Genomic DNA, 18,862 nt, shown 5'->3' with positions numbered 1-18,862 from the left:
CCGAGAAATATCGAACATGTCGATTCGCCGCAAGACCTTGTCCGCTATTATTACAAAAGGCTATTCGGCAATCGTCACATTCCGCCCATTCAGCGAAATCCGCCTCTGAGCAAACCAGGATACGACCTCCGAGTACAGCTTCTGCTCCACATGATGAATGCGCTCCGCCAACACTTCCGCGGTATCGCCTTTCTTGATCTCAACGGCCTTCTGGGCAATAACGGGCCCGGTATCCATGCCGCCATCCACGAAATGAACGGTAACTCCGGTCATTTTCACACCATAGGCAAGCGCTTGTCCAATCGCGTCTTTACCGGGAAAAGCAGGCAGCAGGGAAGGGTGAATGTTGATGATTCGGCCGCTGTAAAACTCCACAAAAGACGGACTTAATAATCGCATATATCCTGCAAGTACAATCAATTCGACACCGCGCTGCTGAAGCTCTGCTGCAATATTCCGTTCATACTCTTCCTTTGAGGCATACTCCTTCGGCTCGAATACAAAGGTATCCACATTCGCCGCTGCCGCCAGCTCCACCACGGGAGCCTGCGGCTTGTCGCATATCAGAAGGCAGATATCGCCGCCCAAGGCACCGCTTAACTGCGCATCCACCAATGCCTGAAAATTGCTGCCCTTTCCGGAAGCAAAAACGGCTATGCGAAACGGACTCATTACACCTCAGCTCCCGTGAAGGTTACGATACGCTCGCCTTCCGTCACTCGGCCGATCACGTAAGCCTCTTCGCCAGCGGAACGAAGGAATTGAAGCGTCGCGTCAGCATCCTGTTCCTTAACGACAAGAACCATGCCGATTCCCATATTAAATGTCGTAAACATATCCTTGTTCGAAATCTTGCCTTTCTCCTGCATCAGCTTAAAGATCGGCAGAATCGGCCAAGCGCCGTATTCGATGTCGACATTGACGCCATCCGGCAGCATGCGCGGAATATTCTCGATGAATCCGCCGCCCGTAATGTGCGCCATGCCCTTCACTTCAATCTCCTTCAACAAACCAAGCAGCGGCTTCACATATATCTTGGTTGGCACCAGCAGCACGTCGCCAAGACGTCCTCCCAATTCGTGAATCTCTTGCTGCAGCGAATAGCCCGCATCCTCCAGAAGCAGCTTGCGTACAAGCGAGAAGCCGTTGCTGTGCACACCGCTAGAAGCCAGTCCAATCACCGTGTCGCCCGCTGCGATATTCGACCCGTTGATCATTTTGCTTTTGTCGACAATCCCGACGGTAAAGCCTGCAATGTCATACTCTCCTTCACTGTACATCCCCGGCATTTCCGCGGTTTCGCCGCCGATCAGCGAACAGCCGGCCTGGTTGCAGCCGTCCGCAATTCCTTTGACAATGGATTCAATCTTGGATGGAATGACCTTGTCACACGCCAAATAGTCGAGAAAAAAGAGCGGTTCTGCGCCTTGCACCACAATATCGTTCACACACATCGCCACCGCATCGATACCGATGGTATCGTGTTGATCCATCGCAAATGCGAGCTTCAGCTTTGTGCCGACGCCATCCGTGCCTGAGACGAGTACCGGCTCTTCATATTGGTCTTTATTCAGCTTGAACAGTGCGCCAAAACCACCCAGATCTGTCATGACCTCCGGTCGGAAAGTCGTTTTGACATGCTTTTTCATCCGCTCTACCGCTTCGTTGCCTGCTGCGATATCCACGCCTGCTTGTTTGTAAGTATCAGACACGCGCTCAACACTCCTTTTTCGTTATGACGAAAGTATCCGTTCACACAACATTTATGGCCTTAATCAATAATCAGCTTAAAGGGTATTCCCAAGAAAACGGCTGTCCACCGCAAATCTAGCAGCTGCAGCCCATTTTCTCTTCCCCGTTAAAATCAATCTGCGTCGGGTAATCATTGTCAAAACACGCCATACACAAGCCGCCCTTATGGCTGTGTTCATCATAACCGCCAATAGCAGATATGAGTCCATCCGGGCTCAAGAACGACAGGGAGTCCGCATTGATCTCACGGCAAATCTCCTCGACGCTTTTTTCAGATGCAATCAGTTCTCTGCGATCCGGTGTATCGATGCCATAGAAGCAAGGATTCTTGAATGGCGGCGACGTAATTCGCACATGCACTTCGGTAGCGCCTGCCTCGCGAAGCAGGTTGACGATCCGGCGGGACGTCGTACCGCGCACGATGGAGTCATCAATCATCACTACGCGTTTGCCTTCCACCACGCGCCGTACAGCGCTCAGCTTCATCTTCACGCCCTGTTCGCGCAGCTCCTGGCTCGGCTGGATGAACGTACGTCCGGTGTACTTATTCTTGATCAATCCGAGCTCATACGGAATGCCCGTCTGTTCGGCATAACCAATCGCAGCTGAAATGCTGGAGTCTGGCACGCCTGTGACCACATCCGCATCCACGAACGATTCCAACGCCATCTTGCTGCCCATCCGTTTACGGGCCGAATGCAGATTTGAACCGTTCAGATCGCTGTCCGGACGGGAGAAATAGATGTATTCCATTGCGCATAGCGCTTTGCGGCCGGCTTCCGTGTAACGCTCTTCACGCAGACCGTTTCTATCCAGAATAAGAAGCTCCCCTGGAGCGACATCACGTATCGCTTCCGCCCCGATCACTTCAAGCGCGCACGTCTCGGACGTGAAGATATACGCATCGCCAAGACGTCCCATCGTCAGCGGACGGAGTCCGTTCGGGTCCGAAGCGACAAGCAGCTTGTCGTTTGTCATGAGCAGGAAGGCGAATCCGCCGACCAGTCGCTTCAATGCATCCTTGGCTGCCTCGACAAAATCCTTGGGCGATCGTGCAATCAGATGCGCAATAACTTCCGTGTCACTCGTAGTCTGGAAAATAGAACCCTCCATCTCCAGCTCACGCCGAAGCTTCGGCTCATTCACGATGTTGCCGTTCGTGGCAATCGCCAGATTGCCCTCACGGTATTTGAAGACAAGCGGCTGCGCATTCGTCAGCCGACTGTCGCCGCTGGTCGAATAACGGACATGCCCGATCGACATCCCGCCCTTCAGCGATTCCAGCTTATCCTTGTCGAACACTTCCTTCACAAGCCCCATGCCGCGGTGATAATTGAAGTTCTCACCATCGGCCACGCAGATCCCTGCGCTTTCCTCCCCTCGATGCTGGAGGGCATGAAGCCCGTAATAGGAAAGGGAGGCGGCATCGGGATGCCCAAACACCCCGAATACGCCGCACTCTTCTTTTAATGTATCAAATATATCGCTCTGACCTGTTCCCTCATTGTAGTAATCCCCTGTCCACAGTCCTTCGGGCATCAGTTCATGAGACATGGAATGGCATCCTCCCAGACGGATTTCAAAGCCTCCACGGATTCTTCCAGCGCAGAAGCACCGTTAATGTTAATGCTAAGCTTGCTTCCGCCAACGAAACCAAGTGCCGTAAATGGTACGCCGGCTTCTTGCAGAAGCTTCTCAAGCGCGTTCTTATGATCAGCGGATACCGACAGCACGATCCGGGATTGGCTCTCGCTAAACAGCGCCACATCGCTGCGAAGCTCGGTCGACCATTCGACCGTTGCACCGACATTGCCGCTGATGCAGCTCTCGGCGAGTGCTGCTGCAAGGCCACCCTCCGACACGTCATGCGCGGATTGAACCAGACCGGATTGGATCGCCTTCAGTACGCCGTCAAGCAGTTTCTTCTCGGTACCGAGGTCAAGCTCCGGCGGTCTGCCTTCCGACACCCCATGAACGACCGCTTGGAACTCACTGCCGCCCAGTTCTGCAAGGGTATCGCCCAGCAGATAAATCGCATCGCCTTCCGCCTTGAAAGCTTGTGTCGTAATATGATCCGTATCATGGATCAGACCGACCATGCCGACAACCGGCGTCGGATAAATCGCGCCCTTCGTGTTCTCGTTATAGAGGCTGACATTGCCGCCAATGACCGGAGTTCCGAGCTCGCGACAAGCCTCGGCCATGCCGTCAACGGCTTTTTCCATCTGCCAGAATATTTCCGGCTTCTCCGGGCTGCCGAAGTTCAGGTTATCCGTAATGGCAAGCGGCTCTGCGCCAGAGCATACGATATTGCGCGCTGCTTCGCTGACCGCAATTCTGCCGCCCCGCTCGGGATCGAGATAGACATAACGGCCGTTGCAGTCCGTTGTCATCGCCAGCGCTTTGCGTGTTCCATGAACCGTCACGACAGCGGCATCCGAACCCGGACGAACCGCCGTGCTGGTACGAACCATGTAGTCGTATTGATTGTATACCCATGCTTTGCTTGCAAGGCTTGGTGAGCCCAGCACCTTCTTAAGGGCACCGCCCAAATCCTTCACTTCTTCATAACGGAGTGTATCCACGGCGGCCTGCTCTTTATAGTAAGCGGGCTCTTGGGATGGTTTATCATAGATCGGACACTCGTCAACAAGTGCTTTCACCGGCATATCGCCCACCACTTCATCATGATGGATCAGCTTCAAGCGGCCATCGTCCGTTACCTTGCCGACTTTGGCGCAGATCACGCCCCACCGGTCGAAGATTTCGCGAGCTTGAGCTTCATCCTTCGGCTCTACCACGAACAGCATCCGTTCCTGGGATTCCGACAGCATCATTTCATAAGGCGTCATGCCCTCTTCACGCTGAGGCACCTGGTCCAGGTACAGTTCAAGACCATTGCCGGCTTTACTTGCCATTTCCGCACTGGAGCAAGTCAGTCCAGCCGCGCCCATATCCTGAATGCCCAGCACGATGCCGGAATCGATCAGCTCCAGGCAGGATTCCATGACCAGCTTCTCCATGAACGGATCACCGACCTGAACGGCCGTACGGTTCGCTTCGGATTCCTCCGTCAGCTCAACGGAAGCGAAAGTCGCGCCGTGAATGCCATCGCGTCCGGTTGGAGGTCCAACATAGAAGACCGGATTACCTACCCCTTTTGCCACACCGCGCTGAATCTTGTCATGGTCGATAATGCCGACACACATCGCATTGACCAGCGGATTGCCTTCATAACTCTCATCGAATACAACCTCGCCGCCTACCGTCGGGATTCCGATGCAATTGCCATAACCTGCAATACCGGATACAACGTGCTCAAACAAATATTTCACGCGATCGCTCTCGAGCTTGCCGAAGCGAAGCGAGTTCAGGATCGCAACCGGTCTTGCCCCCATAGAGAAAATATCGCGAATAATGCCGCCCACACCCGTAGCTGCGCCTTGATAAGGCTCAACCGCGGACGGATGGTTGTGGCTTTCGATTTTGAATACAACCGCCTGGTTGTCGCCGATATCCACGATCCCTGCGCCTTCGCCTGGTCCCATCAGGACGCGCGGACCGCTTGTCGGGAAGCGACGAAGGAGCGGCTTGGAATTTTTATAAGCACAATGCTCGGACCACATGACACTAAACACGCCGATTTCCGTATAATTCGGTTTGCGTCCCATGAAGGAACAGATCAGCTCATACTCGCTGTCCGAAACTCCCATCTGCTTATAAATCTGAAACTCTGCGATCTGTTCTGCTGTCGGTTCCTTAACGGACGTTTGCTGCGCCATGAGTATCCCTCCATGCCTGTAATATGGATGTGAACATTGCCTTGCCGTCATCCGAGCCGAGCAGACTGCTCACCGCGCGCTCCGGATGCGGCATCATGCCGATTACGTTGCCGCGCTCGTTGCAGATGCCTGCGATATCCTCTACCGAGCCGTTCGGATTGTTTTGATACGTAAATACGATTTGCCGGTTGTCCCGGAGCTTTTGAAGCGTTTCTTCATCACAGTAATAGTTGCCTTCACCATGGGCGATCGGAATGACAATCTCTTGCCCTTCTGCATAATCGCGCGTAAATGGCGTCGTATTATTGTTCACTTTCAGCACACTGTCATGGCAGCGGAATTTCATCGAATCGTTGCGGCGCAAAGCCCCTGGAAGGAGTCCCGCTTCCGTCAAAATCTGAAATCCGTTGCAGATGCCAAGAATATACTTGCCCTCTTCCGCCGCCTTCGCCACTTCATTCATAACCGGGGCGAACCGGGAAATCGCACCACACCGCAGATAATCTCCGTAGGAGAATCCGCCGGGTACCAAAATACAATCATATGGGGAAAGGTCGGTTGCCGTATGCCATACGTAATCCACCGGCTGACCAATCGTCTCTTCTACCGCCTTATAACAGTCAATGTCGCAATTCGAGCCAGGAAAGACCAGCACTGCAAATCTCATCGGTTTAGCCCTCCAATTCATAACGGTAGTTCTCAACCACCGTATTGGCCAGAAGCTTCTCGCACATTTCTTTCACACGCTGCTCGGCTTCCTCACGGTTATCCGTACCCAGCTCAAGCTCCATATATTTACCGATGCGAAGACTCTCTACTTCCTTATATCCGATTGAATGAAGTGCACCCTGTACCGCTACCCCTTGAGGGTCCAATACGCTCTGTTTAATCGTGACGTAGACCTTTGCTTTCAACATTGTTTCCTGTTCCTCCTCGGTATATATGAATGAAATGGTTTATAAAAGCTTACAAGCTGACACCCGTGATTCGGCTGTAAATATCAGTGTAGCGGCGTGTTGTTTCCTCCACCACGGCTTGCGGCAGGGGACCCGGTTCACTGTTCTTATCCCAGTCGGACGAAGCGAGGTACGTGCGCACCGGCTCCTTATCCATACTGTCAATTTCAATGTCGAGCGCATAATGGTTCACATCCCAGAAACGGGAGGAATCCGGCGTAAAAATCTCGTCGATCAGCACGATCTCTCCATCGATCAAACCGAACTCAAATTTGCAATCTGCCAAAATAATGCTGTGCTTGCTGCAATAGTCGCGGGCGAACTTGTAGAGCATGAGGCTGCGATCCTGCAGCTGCAATGCCAGCTCTTCACCGACAAGCTCTTGCATCCGATCAAGCGAAATATCTTCATCATGACCGACATCGTTCTTGGCAGCCGGCGTGAAGATCGGCTTGGGAAAAGCCTCATTCTTGCGCATGCCCTCCGGCAGCTTAATACCGTTAACCTCGCCCGTGGACTGATACTGCCTCCAGCCGCCGCCGGTAATATATCCGCGGACGACGCATTCGATATCGATGCGCTCGGCTCTGCGGCACACCATGATTCGGCCATCGAGCAGCGCCTTATCCTTGACGGCATCACCCAGGAGATTCACGTCCGTATGCACAACATGATTGCTGATAAGCTGTTCCGTTTGCCCAAACCAGAAAGCACTCAGCTTGTTCAGCACGGTTCCTTTGGCCGGTACAGGCGGCTCCAGCACATAGTCAAAAGCGGAAATGCGATCGGTGACGACGATGAGTACGTGCTCCCCCAGGTCGTACAATTCACGCACCTTGCCCTTGTACAGCAGCGGTACGTTGACCAGATGAGTGGCGGTCGATAATGCCGGTAATGTCATGTGTTCCTCCCCTTGGGGCGACGTATATCTCAATCTGAGACTGTCGCTCCCTGTATTTCTGTCGGATGAAAAATAGAATGCTCAGTATCATGTGGACTAAAGATCTTTAGCTTGTTCATCACTACGAATGCGGATTGTTTTTCCGATCCCTGTTGCCCCCAGATTTCCATGAATATGATTCAAAGGTTAAAATCCGGGGGCAAAGGGGACCGCTATCGCTTCTACAAAACAATTCCGCCTTCTCCGCTGTAGAACTTCTTATACCGACATCCTTACTCCAGCCCCAGCTTGGCAAAAATCGTATCCACATGCTTCAGGTGCCAGCTTGGATTAAATGCATCCTCAATCTCCTCAGCGCTGAGCACCTCGGTGATCTCAGGCGTGGCTTCCACGATCTCGCGGAATTGGCGCTGCTCTTCCCATGCCTGCATGGCGCGCGGTTGAACGGTATCGTACGCTTGCTCGCGGCTGAAGCCTTTATCGATCAGCTTCGTCAGGATGCGGCCCGAGAAGGGAACGCCATAGGTGCGAGCCATGTTGCGCTTCATGTTCTCCGGGAATACCGTCAGGTTCTTCACGATATTGCCGAAGCGGTTCAGCATGTAGTTCAGCAGCATCGTCGCATCCGGCAGGATGATGCGCTCTACCGAGGAGTGGGAGATATCCCGCTCATGCCAGAGCGGCACGTTCTCGTAGGCGGACACCATGTGACCGCGAATGACGCGCGCCAGGCCCGAGATGTTTTCCGAACCGATTGGATTGCGTTTGTGCGGCATCGCGGAAGAACCCTTTTGACCTTTAGCGAATGCTTCTTCTACCTCGCGAACCTCACTCTTCTGCAATGCGCGAACCTCAGTTGCAAACTTCTCAAGCGATGTAGCGATGAGTGCCAGGGTTGCCATGTATTCCGCATGACGGTCACGCTGCAGCGTCTGGGTCGAGATCGGCGCTGCCTTCGTGCCGAGCTTGCGGCATACGAATTCTTCTACGGAAGGATCGATGTTGGCATATGTTCCGACCGCCCCCGAGATTTTACCGTATTGGACGCCGTCAGCCGCATGGCGGAAGCGCTCCAGATTGCGGATCATCTCTTCATGCCACAGCGCCATTTTCAGACCAAACGTTGTAGGTTCAGCATGAACACCATGCGTTCTGCCCATCATCGGGGTATGTTTGTAGGCCAGTGCCTTCTCTTTCAAAATACCGATAAAGCGCAGGATGTCCTGCTCCAAAATATCGTTAGCCTGCTTGAGCAGATACCCCATCGCGGTATCCACCACGTCCGTCGAAGTCAATCCATAGTGGACCCATTTCCGTTCCTCGCCCAGGCTCTCCGATACCGCGCGGGTAAAGGCGATGACATCATGGCGGGTTTCCTGTTCAATCTCATATATCCGATCCATATCAAAAGTCGCATTCTGTCGAAGTTTAACGGTGTCTTCCTTCGGAATGACGCCAAGGTCTGCCCATGCCTCACATGCGCACAGTTCCACTTCCAGCCACGCTCTGAATTTGTTCTCCTCGGTCCAAATCGCTCGCATTTCCGGTCTGCTGTAACGTTCAATCATCGTTTAATCCTGCCTCCAAATATTCATTTTCTCCACCCATTCCAGGGCGGCATCCACATCCCCGCACAAGAGGTTGATATGTCCCATCTTGCGGTTAAGCTTCGCCTCGCTCTTGCCGTACAGATGAAGTTTAGGCACAACACCCAGAGACTCTGCCAGCGTATCCTCATTACCGAAGCGCTGCACGACCTCCTCCAGATGCTGGCCGAGCACATTCACCATAACAACCGGGCTCAGCAGCGTGGTATCTCCGAGTGGGAGATTACATATGGCTCTCACATGCTGCTCGAATTGGGAAGTTGAGCAAGCCTCCATCGTGTAGTGGCCCGAGTTGTGCGGACGTGGTGCAAGCTCGTTCACATACAGCTCGCCATCCTCGGTCACAAACATCTCCACGGCCAGCAGGCCAACCGCTCCTAAGCCTTCAGCCACGCGTTCCGCGAGCTGACAGGCCCTGCGCTGAACGTCGCTTTGCACACGCGCAGGTACAACCGACAGGTGCAAAATATTGTTGACGTGCACGTTCTCTGCCGGCGGAAAGCTCTTCACGATACCGCTTGGGGTGCGTGCAGCGATCACGGAAATCTCGCACGCAAACTTCACAAACTTCTCCAATACGAGCTCCGTTCCACTGGCTGCCAGCTCCCTGTAAGCCGACTCCAGCTCATCCTCGCTGCGGAGAACCGCCTGCCCTTTACCATCATAACCTCCCGTAGCGGTCTTAAGCACGCACGGAAGTCCAAGCTCAGTGGCGGCCGACTGCAAATCTGTAAGGCTTGTTATCTCACGATACGGCGCAACCGGCACGCCTGCGGCTTCAATTGCCGCCTTCTCACGCAAACGGTGCTGTGTGGTATAGAGCAGCTTGCTTCCTTGCGGAACATAAGACTGCTCCTCCAGAAGCTTGGCTACGCCCGCATCGACATTCTCGAATTCGTACGTAATGACATCAGCACTCTCTGCCAATTGACGTGCAGCTTCGACATCATCGTAACCTGCCGTAATCTGCTCAGCCATCTGACCGAGCGGCGAGTTCGGCGTCGGGTCCAGCGTGACGAACGAATAACCCATCCGGATGCCGTCCAGCGCGATCATCCGTCCAAGCTGGCCGCCGCCCAGAACGCCAATGACGGAACCAGGCAAGAGCTTTTTACCGGATCCGGTTGTCTGCTGTGTTCCGTTCTCCATCATAAGTTATTGCTGCTTTCCAGCACTTCGTCACGAATACGGTCACGACGCGCCTGCACTCTTTCACGAATCCCTGCATCCGAAGTACCCAGTATTTGAGCTGCGAGAAGTCCAGCGTTAGTGGCCCCCGCTTTGCCGATGGCTACGGTCGCTACCGGAATGCCCCCTGGCATCTGTACGATCGACAGCAATGAATCCAGACCCTTCAGCGCTTTGGATTTAACCGGAACGCCGATGACCGGCAATACCGTCTTGGATGCGACCATACCAGGCAGGTGCGCGGCTCCACCAGCTCCGGCGATAATGACGCGAAGCCCCCGGCCCTCCGCTTCCTCGGCATAACGGAACATCAGGTCCGGTGTGCGGTGAGCAGATACGACTTTTTTCTCATACGGAATTTCAAGCTCGTCTAACACCTCGCATGCATGGGACATCGTATCCCAATCCGATTTGCTTCCCATAATAACTCCTACTTGTGCTGACATGAGTTACCCCCGCTTTCTTCGAAATTCGACAATTCGTTGCTGACCACTGAAAAAAGTCCGATCCCGTAAACACAAAATCTGTGCAGGTCTCGGACATACAAGGATTACGAACGCTGCTGCTCCAAGCAGAAGAGTCATTCGCATCCGCCGCCAAAGAGGCAAACAAGAAGTCAGGCCCCGTTGTTGCCGCACCGTTTGTATTCCCTCGTAGTCCGAAAATTTACGGTTTTCGGGTAGAGACTTCCGGGCCATATCCCCGGTTTTATACGAGAAATATTAAATTTCATCAATCACGCTTCATAAGTTATTTTGAACCTCAACATCCTCAGTTTATCAATTTCTGACACCTAGTGTCAACCTAAACACGAACAATCAGATTTGCACAAAAAATAATGTTCGTATCTGGCAAGTGGGGCGTGCAGCAGCAAAAACTTCTTGGAGACTGCGGGCTTTATAAGGCCTGCCAATTGGTGGATATGAAAAACTGTAAGCAGTACATGTTGAGCAATTAGCAGCGCTGCGCTGACGCATCGTGATTCCGATCGCTGTTAAACACGGGAAACTGGATTGAACTATAATGGATGTTTCCCGTGTTTAAAGGCGAACGCTGGCGCTTCTCCATCCACGATTCGTCCGCTCCGCTGGAGCATATTCAATGGAGATTTTTTTGCTGCTGCATTGAGGGTAAGGGAAAAGTATTATCGCAGAATAAAATAAGATCGTATTCTGCTCTTTAATTGTAGTTACTTACACGAAAGATGGGGGCTAGAGTCGAAATCTTATCATCCGACATCTGGGGGGGGGGTTATCTTGCGAGATAAGAATGGAAAGCCTCTGACGTTTATACTGTCTTATCTTTATAAAAAAAGGGACGCTCTCAGCGTCCCCAACATCATTATTTCACGACCAATACTGGAACCGTTGCATGCTGCACCACGTTATGGCTGACACTCCCGAGCACAAACTCGCGAATACCGCCAAGACCGCGGCTGCCGATAACGATCAGGTCACTGCCGTTCTGATCTGCATACTCCAGAATAACTTCAGCCGGAGGACCCTGAATCATCTCCACCTGACCAGGCACTCCAGAATTCTCAATTCGCTCGCGGATCTCCTCAGTCGTCTGCACGGCAAGATCGTAAACATCTTTATTGAGTGAAGCTGGAATCGGAGCTAGCCCTTCCCCAACGAAAAAACGCGGAAAATCGTAAGCATGAATGACATCCAGCGCAGCTCCCGGCGTTACCTTCGCAAGTTCAACCGCACGTCCGAGTGCTTTATTCGCTGCCTTGGAGCCGTCGTAAGCTAGAAGAATTTTAGTAAAAAGCATACAGGCCACCTCTTTCTGTTGTTAAAAGACCTACTACTTATTATTAAACAACTTCATACCCATATGAAACGAGCTAACTGAATTGCTGTTCGGCTGTCCCCTTATGTAAAAACCAGGCTAATCCGACTTCAACCCCAGAAGTACGTATACAGCGCAACGTTCACGATTAATAACAGCGGTACTCCGATTTTAAAAGATAAATGCCTTGTCTTATGACGTTTGCGGTACATCGCAATCCATACGCCCAAGGCACCGCCAAGTTGCAGCCAGCAAAAAGAGCGTTCTCTCCGGAACACGATCCCGTCCCAACCGGGCACGCCGCTTATCCTCGGACATGACCAGATAGGCTACCGCATTGATAAAAATAAACCAAACGATCAGTGCAGGTCTCACGTTGGCTCACGCACCCCCATTTCAACTGATCCATGCTGCTCAATCAGCCATTAGTTCTACCATCATTATAAAACCGCAGGCTATTGAAGACAATGCCCGGCAATCAGCCCTGCCGCCGCATCATCTGCGAATGCCATTACGAGGACACCGGTTTGCCGGCAAGAACCGACTCCCCGATGCCCAGCACAATGACAACTAAGATAATCGAATCATTCGACCGTTACGAAAGCTCAAGATTCATTCTTGGGTATTTCGTTCAGGCTTGGTACATAGTCTGCAGCCTTTTTCGGTTTGAGGGTTTTACTCTCCTCAAGAATGCTTGATTTGTTCTGCTGATTTTCGGTTTTTCTCGCTTTATGATTCGGCATGCAAATCACCCCCTGTCCGTAGAATGGGCCATTGCGCCGGAGGTTATGCTAACAGCGGCAAGAAAAAAAGCATTTCGAGCATCTGAGGTCTCATAAACAACCGACTACTCCTTGCCCTTCTGTTCAAGAGCTGCTTTCAACAGGTCGCCCAGATTCGAACCGATCGACTCCTGTTTGCTGAATTGCTGTACGAGCTTCCGTTCCTCCCGTTTGTTCACATGTTTGGCGTCCTGCTTCAGCGTTTCGGTAATGCCGCAGCCAAGGCACTGCACAAACATTCCCGCCTTGCCTTCTTTCATCTCCATCTTCTTATGGCACTGCGGGCAGCGACGGTTTGACAGACGTTTCTCACCGGAACGCTTATATCCGCAATCTTCGCTCGGGCAGACCAGCAGCTTGCCGCGCTTGGTCTTCTTCTCCAGCAGCCTTGTACCGCAGTCCGGACAGTGGCTGTTCGAGACATTATGCGGCTTATATTCCGCGTCGCTTCCCTTAACGTCGGTGACCAGTTTCTTGGTCATGTCCCGAATGCCGCGCAGGAACGGCTCCGGCTTGCCTTGCCCCTTCGCGATCCGCTCCAGCTCAGCCTCCCAGCGTGCCGTAAGCTCCGGTGTTCTCAGCTCTGGAGCGACAAGCTCAATCAGTTGCTTGCCCTTACCTGTCGGATGCAGGGATTGCCCCTGCCGTTCGATGGTGTCCGAGCTAACCAGCTTCTCAATGATGTCCGCCCGGGTCGCAGGTGTTCCAAGACCGTGCTTCTCCATCTGCGAGAGCAGTGCCGCCTCGTTGTAGCGCTTGGGCGGCTGTGTCCGTCCCGGTTTCAGCACGCAGCGAACCACCTTCACCGTCTCTCCTTCCTTCAGTTCAGGCAGGAGTTTGCCTGAGGACGCACCCTGGGCATCCTCAGGCTCATCATCGCCGTCATCATCATAATCACCGCCATAGACCTCACGCCATCCGCTGTCCTTGATCGTTGTCCCTTTCGCGTAGAGCAGCTCTCCTTCAATCTGCACGGTTACCGATACGTTATCGTACCGGGCAGGAGGATAGAATAGGCTGATGAAGCGGCGCACGATGAGATCGTACAGCTTCCGCTCATCAACAGACAGCTGATTAAGCAGCACGGTTTGCTCCGTTGGAATGATTGCATGATGGTCCGTTACCTTGCTATCATCCACAACCCGTTTGCCTGGCGATATATTTTTGCGCAGCAATGGACGTGCAAGCGATGCATAAGGTCCTATCGCAATGCTCGACAATCTCTCCTTCAACGTCCCCACCATATCGGATGTCAGATAGCGGCTGTCCGTACGCGGGTAAGTGACCAGCTTATGCTGTTCATACAGGCGCTGCAGCACATTCGAGGTCTGCTTGGCCGAGAACCCGAACCTGCGGTTGGCATCCCGCTGCAGTTCGGTCAAATCGTAAGCCAGCGGATGCGGCTCGTTTTTCTCGCTCTTCTTCACGCTGGTGATTTTCCCGGTGCTGCCTTCCAGCTTCGACTTCAACTTCGCGGCCTTATCCTTCTCAAACAGACGACCGTCTCCGCCCGCCGGACGCCACGAAACCTCGAAGCTTCCCAGATCGGCCTGCAGTGTCTCATACTCTTGGGAGCGGAAATGGACAATCTCCTTCTCACGGTCCATGATCATTCCGAGCGTTGGCGTCTGAACCCGGCCTGCCGACAGCTGAGCATTGAATTTGGTCGTAAGCGCACGCGTTACATTGAGGCCAACCATCCAATCGGCTTCCGCCCGGCAGCGTGCGGACTCATACAGTCGATCAAACTGCTGTCCCGGCTTCAGCGATGCGAACCCTTCCTTGATTGCCTTATCGGTCTGGGAAGAAATCCATAACCGCTTGAACGGCTTGTTCCACTTCGCCATTTTCAGAATCCAGCGCGCAAGCAGTTCCCCTTCGCGGGCGGCATCGGTAGCAATGATCATCTCCCCGACATCCTGTCGCTTCATCAGATGCTGCACCGTCTTGAACTGGTGGCTGGTTTCCTTAAGCACTTTAAGCCTGGTGTTATCCGGCAGGATCGGCAAATCCTCCAGCACCCAGGTTTGATATTTCTTATCATAATCCTCGGGTTCTGCAAGACCTACCAAATGCCCAAGCGCCCAGGTCACAATATATTTCGGTCCTTCAAAATAATTCTTCTGCTTCTCTCGGCTGCCCATCACTCTGGCAATTTCCTTCGCGACGGACGGCTTCTCAGCCAATACTAATACTTTCATAGCCCTCCCCTTCCTCTGTTCCCCTATTATAACCTCCCTTCGTTTATTTCCACAAAAATGAATCAGATCGTTCGCTTCGCGAGCCAGGCAAACGTATGGCTGGCACATATCGGGCAGCCCTGGTTCTTCAACTCCTCAATGATGGAGAAATCGCCCTGGATGCCGACCTGGAGCACGCCAAAACACCGCAGGGAGTTTGTCCCAACGGTGTCCACGTAACCCTGTTAATATTTCTATATCATGAAGCTGAATCCTATCCTATAGATTTCCATCCCATTCAGTTCATATCTTTATTAACGTATCGTCCATGATCGGGAACGGCAAGGTGGTTGAACTCTCGGGCCAGCCGATCCAGCGAATCCCTCATCTCATCCCCGTGCATCGACACGCCGTGTCCAGTTATTAGAATCCGGGGTTTTAATTCAGCCAGGCGGCGAACCGATTCCTTTGCAAGGTCCCAATCCGGTGTAAAGTACATCGGTGGGCCATGCAGCTCCTTCTCCTGCCCTATGACAGCTAATGCAGATTCCTGCTTCACCGTAATGACAGCATCTCCGGCAATTAGAACGCCGTCTGTAGCGCGATACAGGGAGATATGACCGGGACTATGCCCTGGTGTATGAATCCACCGCCAATCAGCGAGATTCGGCACCGTGCCATCATGGGGCAATGGACGAATTCGTGAGCCCAGATCGATCGCTTTATGAGGATACATCGGGGCGACACGGGCCATTAATCCACCGCCCACGCTTGGATCTGCTGGAGGGTAATCCTCATCTACCAGTCAGGAACGGCATTTCGTTCCGGTGAGCGTAGACAGGTACGCCCCGAGCGGTCCGACTAATCGTCCTTCACATTGCCCACATGGTACAAAATGGCCGTGCGTAAGCACAATACAGACAGGCGGACGAGCGAACCTTTTTTCTGCTGCCTCTGCAATCGCTTCTTCAAAATTACCCAGGCCGCTGTCCACCAATACCCAATCACCTGAACTCGGCAGGCCAATCATCTGGATGTTCACCATCACGGTGCGCATAGAAAGGATATCCGGCACAATCTCTTCAGACTCTATCGCACCCGTCTTTAACATACTGTGATCATTCATTATGAAAAGTCGCCCCCATCCTCGTTATAAAGTGCTTCTTGTAATAAGATACCCGTTTTGACACTTTTCAACGAGGAAACAGGGGAATGCTACTGAATCATTTTGTTGAGACGCTCCAGGTAACGCCATCGAGTAATAAAGAAATACATGATCTGTATGCTAAGGAAGAAGATAAAAATCTTCAAACTGTGACCTACAATGGAGAAGTCGACCAGCTGCTGAAGGGCAACGAAGGCAACGCCGCTATGGATCAGTGCAATGAGCATCGGAAGGAAGAACATGATGACAAGCTGCTTGGTGATGATGATGCCAAGCTCTTTTTTACTGAGACCGACCTTGGCAATCATGCGATATTGCTGTTCATCCCGTGCAAGATCCGCATACAGGCGGAAATAGACAAAGCTTGCTGCAAAGGTAAAGAAGACGATGCCAACCAATCCGCTTACCATGAGTAAGATGCCGTTCTGCTGCTGGGCGTTTTTCCAATCGAAATACAACGATTTTAGATAATAGCTGTTGTCTTCATTCTCGTTAAAACGTTCCAGAATCGATCTGGACACGTCCCCGGTATTCTTCCAATCCTGCACGTAAAATGTATGGTAGGCCGCATAGCCGTATTCTTGGTCCTGCTGTGCCTGCAGCGCATCCTCGTACAAGCGGTCGGATACAACCAGCGTCTCCCCGTAGCTTTCGGGTACCGCAATGAACGTTTCGGCCTTGAGCACCTTGACGATTTCCGATGTTTTGCCGTTTAATACCTCGAACTGATCAGACAAAGGACCGTCGATGCGGTAGCTGTTCTTCTCCGAGACCGTTCCCGGAGTCAGAATTCCTTCCAGATCGCCCAATGTTTCTGCCGGGTAACCCAGCGATTGAATGAGACCGTTATATTCGCTCAGCTTAATCAGCTTAACCCCGTTATCCGTGAAAATCGGGGTAACCTCTGCCTCCTTATAATCCAGTCCTCCCTTCTTGAGCTCCTCCCTGATGATATCCAGATGCCGATTCCCTTTATCCTCATCCTCGTCATACATGGAATATGTGTAAGCATAAGGGTTCTCCATCGCAGACAAGCCCGGATCCCCAATCGCCAGCGTCGTCCCAATGCCGGTAAAGGCGGATGCCGAAATGACCGATACAAGGAAAAACATCACTGCATTGTCCTTGATTCTGTACAGCAGCTCCGATACCGTCAGCAGGTTGGTTTTGCGAAAAAAGAATCGTTCCCTCTTCTGCAAGTACCGCATGAAATAAACGCTGAACTGGGTGAAGAGAAAATACGTGCCAGTGATGACCAATACAACACCGCCCAGCAGCAGCAATAGATTGAAAATTTGGAGAATGGCAAAGGCCATAACCATGCCGTATCCCGCAGCAATCAGGAAAACGGCGAGCACAGCCAGCCAGGGTGAGGCTTTCGGCTGGGGCTTGGGGCTTTCCTCCGCTTTGACAAGAGCGAGCAGCGTGCCCTTACGGAGCATAAGCGAGGAGAACAAGGCAATGAGCAAGAACAACACGGCGTAAGCCACTGCCGTCATCACAAGCGCTTGGAGTGGAAAATAAAACGGCAGGCCCTGATCCACAGCCATCAGCTTGGCGCTGATTAACAGAATGAGCTTTGAGAACAGCATGCCGATTCCCATACCGGCGATGATCGCAGCAGCGCCAATCAAAATATTTTCGATAAACAGCATCCGATTCAACTGTTTGCGGGACATTCCGAGTATCATCAGTATGCCGAATTCCTTCTTCCGAACCTTGATAAAGGCCCCAACGGAATACAGCAGGAAAAAGAATGAAAAGACAAACACAATATATTGGGATACCGTCATGCCCATGGTTCCCAGCATGCTCAGGGTTCCACTGGAGGAGACCAAGCCGTCCTTGAGCTGCGGGTGAAACGAGAGCAGGCCATAAGTAAAGAAAATCATGACAGAGAAGGCACTGCTCAGAAAGTGGGCGATATATGTGCGCTTGCTGCGCAGGACATTATTAATGGCGAACTGGCGAAAATTCATGTCCCGAACCCCCCAGCAGCGATAACACGTTGATAATTTTCTGATAAAAAGCCGACTGGCTGTCACCGTACGTGATCTCGTTGTACAATTGACCGTCCTTGATAAACACCACCCGATTGCAGTAACTTGCGGCCACCGGATCATGGGTGACCAGCAGCATGGTCACTTTGTCTTCCTTGTTTCTGCGATCCATGATCTCCATGACGTCGCGCGCGGATTTGGAATCCAGATTCCCCGTCGGTTCATCCGCAAGCACCAGCTTCGGAACGTGGATCATCGCCCGCGCTACAGCTGTCCGCTGTGCCTGTCCCCCTGAAATTTCATAGGTCCGCTTATCCAGAATCGATGTAATGCCCAGCTTCTCTGCCAGCACGCCGACCCGTCGGTTCATCTCGTCCAGATCGACACCGTCCAGCGCCAGTGGCAGCAGAATATTCTCCTTCACGGTCAGTGTATTAAGCAGATTGAAGGACTGGAAGACAAACCCGAGCTCGCGGCGGCGGAACATCGCCAATTGATCCTGTGACAGACGAAACGGATCTTTCCCGCCAATGCTGATCTCACCGGATGTGGGACGGTCGATGGTGGATATCATGTTAAGCAGCGTCGTTTTCCCGCTGCCGGAAGGTCCCATAATGCCAACGAACTCCCCTTCGTCGATGCTCAAATTGATATTGGAAAGCGCCTCGTGTGACACCGCAGCCTTGTAGACTTTGCCCAGATTGCGGACGTTCAATATTTCCATCTTGTTAAACCTCACTCTCGTTATTTCGTAA

At 52.4% G+C, this 18,862-nt stretch carries 17 protein-coding genes, 2 pseudogenes and 1 riboswitch; of the genes and pseudogenes, 1 reads left to right on the top strand and 18 read right to left on the bottom strand.

All coding sequences use genetic code 11. The annotated features are described in order from the left end of the window. Nucleotides 1-60: 60 nt before the first annotated feature. From purN to PVOR_RS06275, 12 genes and pseudogenes are all read right to left on the bottom strand, one after another. Nucleotides 61-672, bottom strand: coding sequence for a phosphoribosylglycinamide formyltransferase (gene purN, locus PVOR_RS06330; protein WP_006208290.1), 612 nt, complete (start codon nucleotides 670-672; stop codon nucleotides 61-63). Next, nucleotides 672-1,712, bottom strand: coding sequence for a phosphoribosylformylglycinamidine cyclo-ligase (gene purM, locus PVOR_RS06325; protein WP_006208289.1), 1,041 nt, complete (start codon nucleotides 1,710-1,712; stop codon nucleotides 672-674). The genes purN and purM overlap by 1 nt, the downstream gene beginning before the upstream one ends. 115 nt (nucleotides 1,713-1,827) lie before the next feature. After that, nucleotides 1,828-3,306: an amidophosphoribosyltransferase gene (purF, locus tag PVOR_RS06320; RefSeq protein ID WP_006208288.1), complete on the bottom strand. Its 1,479-nt coding sequence runs from the start codon at nucleotides 3,304-3,306 to the stop codon at nucleotides 1,828-1,830. After that, nucleotides 3,291-5,534, bottom strand: coding sequence for a phosphoribosylformylglycinamidine synthase subunit PurL (gene purL, locus PVOR_RS06315; protein WP_006208287.1), 2,244 nt, complete (start codon nucleotides 5,532-5,534; stop codon nucleotides 3,291-3,293). Before purL ends, purF begins: the two co-directional genes overlap by 16 nt. Further along, nucleotides 5,512-6,201, bottom strand: a complete 690-nt coding sequence (gene purQ, locus PVOR_RS06310) for a phosphoribosylformylglycinamidine synthase subunit PurQ (RefSeq protein WP_006208286.1) — start codon at nucleotides 6,199-6,201, stop codon at nucleotides 5,512-5,514. The genes purL and purQ overlap by 23 nt, the downstream gene beginning before the upstream one ends. Nucleotides 6,202-6,205: 4 nt before the next feature. Continuing rightward, nucleotides 6,206-6,451 (bottom strand): phosphoribosylformylglycinamidine synthase subunit PurS, encoded by a 246-nt coding sequence (purS, locus tag PVOR_RS06305; protein ID WP_006208285.1) that lies wholly within the window; start codon nucleotides 6,449-6,451, stop codon nucleotides 6,206-6,208. A gap of 49 nt (nucleotides 6,452-6,500) precedes the next feature. Further along, on the bottom strand, nucleotides 6,501-7,391 hold the full coding sequence (locus PVOR_RS06300; protein ID WP_006208284.1) for a phosphoribosylaminoimidazolesuccinocarboxamide synthase: 891 nt from the start codon (nucleotides 7,389-7,391) through the stop codon (nucleotides 6,501-6,503). A 272-nt stretch (nucleotides 7,392-7,663) separates the two neighbouring features. Beyond that, entirely contained in the window at nucleotides 7,664-8,959 is a 1,296-nt protein-coding gene (gene purB, locus PVOR_RS06295) for an adenylosuccinate lyase (protein WP_006208283.1), read from the bottom strand. A gap of 3 nt (nucleotides 8,960-8,962) precedes the next feature. Further along, on the bottom strand, nucleotides 8,963-10,150 hold the full coding sequence (purK, locus tag PVOR_RS06290; protein ID WP_006208282.1) for a 5-(carboxyamino)imidazole ribonucleotide synthase: 1,188 nt from the start codon (nucleotides 10,148-10,150) through the stop codon (nucleotides 8,963-8,965). Beyond that, nucleotides 10,147-10,632: a 5-(carboxyamino)imidazole ribonucleotide mutase gene (purE, locus tag PVOR_RS06285; protein ID WP_006208281.1), complete on the bottom strand. Its 486-nt coding sequence runs from the start codon at nucleotides 10,630-10,632 to the stop codon at nucleotides 10,147-10,149. The genes purK and purE overlap by 4 nt, the downstream gene beginning before the upstream one ends. A 188-nt stretch (nucleotides 10,633-10,820) precedes the next feature. After that, a riboswitch (purine riboswitch) is annotated at nucleotides 10,821-10,922 on the bottom strand. Nucleotides 10,923-11,527: 605 nt separating this feature from the next. After that, a complete protein-coding gene (locus PVOR_RS06280; protein WP_006208280.1) occupies nucleotides 11,528-11,962 on the bottom strand; it encodes a universal stress protein in 435 nt (144 codons plus the stop codon). A gap of 128 nt (nucleotides 11,963-12,090) precedes the next feature. After that, nucleotides 12,091-12,355: pseudogene (locus PVOR_RS06275) on the bottom strand (DUF1294 domain-containing protein). Nucleotide 12,356: 1 nt separating this feature from the next. Here PVOR_RS06275 and PVOR_RS30320 point away from each other — a divergent pair. Beyond that, on the top strand, nucleotides 12,357-12,554 hold the full coding sequence (locus PVOR_RS30320; RefSeq protein ID WP_138917771.1) for a hypothetical protein: 198 nt from the start codon (nucleotides 12,357-12,359) through the stop codon (nucleotides 12,552-12,554). A 31-nt stretch (nucleotides 12,555-12,585) separates the two neighbouring features. On the opposite strand, the gene PVOR_RS30960 is transcribed toward PVOR_RS30320, so the two are convergent. The 6 genes and pseudogenes from PVOR_RS30960 to PVOR_RS06255 form a co-directional block, all read right to left on the bottom strand. Then, nucleotides 12,586-12,723: a hypothetical protein gene (locus PVOR_RS30960; protein ID WP_006208278.1), complete on the bottom strand. Its 138-nt coding sequence runs from the start codon at nucleotides 12,721-12,723 to the stop codon at nucleotides 12,586-12,588. A 104-nt stretch (nucleotides 12,724-12,827) separates the two neighbouring features. Beyond that, the gene (locus tag PVOR_RS06270) at nucleotides 12,828-14,963 is read right to left on the bottom strand and encodes a DNA topoisomerase III (protein WP_006208277.1); all 2,136 of its coding nucleotides are present in this window, start codon (nucleotides 14,961-14,963) and stop codon (nucleotides 12,828-12,830) included. Between the two features lie 62 nt (nucleotides 14,964-15,025). Next, a complete protein-coding gene (locus PVOR_RS30555) occupies nucleotides 15,026-15,178 on the bottom strand; it encodes a hypothetical protein (protein ID WP_160163977.1) in 153 nt (50 codons plus the stop codon). 62 nt (nucleotides 15,179-15,240) lie between these two features. After that, nucleotides 15,241-15,987 (bottom strand): annotated as a pseudogene (locus tag PVOR_RS32755) (MBL fold metallo-hydrolase). Between the two features lie 170 nt (nucleotides 15,988-16,157). After that, nucleotides 16,158-18,086, bottom strand: a complete 1,929-nt coding sequence (locus PVOR_RS06260) for an ABC transporter permease (protein ID WP_006208274.1) — start codon at nucleotides 18,084-18,086, stop codon at nucleotides 16,158-16,160. Next, nucleotides 18,061-18,831 carry an ABC transporter ATP-binding protein gene (locus PVOR_RS06255; RefSeq protein ID WP_006208273.1) on the bottom strand — a complete coding sequence of 257 codons (771 nt, stop codon included), beginning with the start codon at nucleotides 18,829-18,831 and terminating at the stop codon, nucleotides 18,061-18,063. The genes PVOR_RS06260 and PVOR_RS06255 overlap by 26 nt, the downstream gene beginning before the upstream one ends. Nucleotides 18,832-18,862 lie beyond the last annotated feature (31 nt).

This window comes from Paenibacillus vortex V453, from assembly GCF_000193415.1.
Lineage (GTDB): Bacteria > Bacillota > Bacilli > Paenibacillales > Paenibacillaceae > Paenibacillus_AQ > Paenibacillus_AQ glucanolyticus.
Note: the sequence above shows the minus strand (reverse complement) of the source record. Positions and strands in the feature narration are given on the sequence as shown.

Excerpts from the sequence above, each read along its gene's own strand:
- purN (WP_006208290.1), bottom strand. The coding sequence starts at position 672 with ATGAGTCCGTTTCGCATAGCCGTTTTTGCTTCCGGAAAGGGCAGCAAT.
- purF (WP_006208288.1), bottom strand. The coding sequence starts at position 3,306 with ATGTCTCATGAACTGATGCCCGAAGGACTGTGGACAGGGGATTACTAC.
- purL (WP_006208287.1), bottom strand. The coding sequence starts at position 5,534 with ATGGCGCAGCAAACGTCCGTTAAGGAACCGACAGCAGAACAGATCGCA.
- purQ (WP_006208286.1), bottom strand. The coding sequence starts at position 6,201 with ATGAGATTTGCAGTGCTGGTCTTTCCTGGCTCGAATTGCGACATTGAC.
- purS (WP_006208285.1), bottom strand. The coding sequence starts at position 6,451 with ATGTTGAAAGCAAAGGTCTACGTCACGATTAAACAGAGCGTATTGGAC.
- PVOR_RS06300 (WP_006208284.1), bottom strand. The coding sequence starts at position 7,391 with ATGACATTACCGGCATTATCGACCGCCACTCATCTGGTCAACGTACCG.
- purB (WP_006208283.1), bottom strand. The coding sequence starts at position 8,959 with ATGATTGAACGTTACAGCAGACCGGAAATGCGAGCGATTTGGACCGAG.
- purK (WP_006208282.1), bottom strand. The coding sequence starts at position 10,150 with ATGATGGAGAACGGAACACAGCAGACAACCGGATCCGGTAAAAAGCTC.
- purE (WP_006208281.1), bottom strand. The coding sequence starts at position 10,632 with ATGTCAGCACAAGTAGGAGTTATTATGGGAAGCAAATCGGATTGGGAT.
- PVOR_RS06280 (WP_006208280.1), bottom strand. The coding sequence starts at position 11,962 with ATGCTTTTTACTAAAATTCTTCTAGCTTACGACGGCTCCAAGGCAGCG.
- PVOR_RS30960 (WP_006208278.1), bottom strand. The coding sequence starts at position 12,723 with ATGCCGAATCATAAAGCGAGAAAAACCGAAAATCAGCAGAACAAATCA.
- PVOR_RS06270 (WP_006208277.1), bottom strand. The coding sequence starts at position 14,963 with ATGAAAGTATTAGTATTGGCTGAGAAGCCGTCCGTCGCGAAGGAAATT.
- PVOR_RS06260 (WP_006208274.1), bottom strand. The coding sequence starts at position 18,086 with ATGAATTTTCGCCAGTTCGCCATTAATAATGTCCTGCGCAGCAAGCGC.
- PVOR_RS06255 (WP_006208273.1), bottom strand. The coding sequence starts at position 18,831 with ATGGAAATATTGAACGTCCGCAATCTGGGCAAAGTCTACAAGGCTGCG.